Origin of the sequence: Sphingopyxis sp. Q841 (assembly GCF_052384365.1) — a bacterium.
Classification (GTDB): Bacteria; Pseudomonadota; Alphaproteobacteria; order Sphingomonadales; family Sphingomonadaceae; genus Sphingopyxis; species Sphingopyxis terrae_A.
Map to the genome: position 1 here is coordinate 296 of NZ_JBQSUM010000014.1, position 945 is coordinate 1,240.

Below are 945 nucleotides of genomic sequence, written 5' to 3' on the forward strand. Positions count from 1 at the left end.
GCGCGATATAATGCCACTCGACCTGACGCTCCTGCGACCAGCGCAGGATCGCCGACGAGGTCAGTTCGGTGCCATTGTCGCTGACGACCATGTGAGGCTTCCCCCGCAGGCCGATCAGCGTCGTCAGTTCCCGGGCAACGCGGATGCCGGATAGCGATGTGTCCGCCACCAGCGCCAGACACTCCCGCGTAAAGTCATCGACGATGCACAGGATGCGGAACCGCCGACCGCACACCAGGCTGTCCGATACGAAGTCGAGCGACCAGCGCTGGTTCGGACCCTGCGGCAGTGCCATCGGCGCTCGCGTGCCCAAGGCCCGCTTGCGACCACCACGGCGGCGGACACGCAGTCCCTCTTCGCGATAGATGCGCAGCAGCTTCTTGTGGTTCGGGCGCATGCCCTCCCGCGCCAGAAGATACCCCAGACGACGATAGCCGAACCGACGGCGCTCGGCCGCCAGCTCGCGCAGGCGTTGCCGCAGAGCACCGTCATCCGGCCTCGTCGGCTCATATCTGATCACCCGGCGGCTCACGCCGACCAGGCTGCACGCCCGACGCTCGCTCAGCCCGTGATGGTCACGAGCATATGCGACTGCCTCCCGCTTGGCGCCGGGCGTCACCATTTTTTTGATGTCAGATCCTTCAGCACCGCATTGTCGAGCATCGCCTCGGCCAGAAGCTTCTTCAGCTTCGCATTCTCGTCCTCGAGCGCCCGAAGCCGCCGCGCCTCCGACACGTCCAGGCCCCCGAACTTGGCCTTATACTTGTAGAAGGTCGCCGAACTGATCCCGTGCCGGCGGCATACATCCGCCGTCGGCATCCCCGCCTCATGCTCCTTCAATATCGCGATGATCTGCTCTTCGCTGAACCTGCTTCGCTTCATTACGTCCGACTCCTTCGCGCCGGACTCTACTCAAAATCGGTCACATTTCAGGGGAGCACGTCA

1 pseudogene is annotated in these 945 nt (G+C 64.0%); it reads right to left on the reverse strand.

Annotation, left to right across the window (positions count from 1 at the left end):
* Positions 1-882: pseudogene (locus ACT17R_RS17650) on the reverse strand (IS3 family transposase); the annotation flags it as partial.
* Positions 883-945 lie beyond the last annotated feature (63 nt).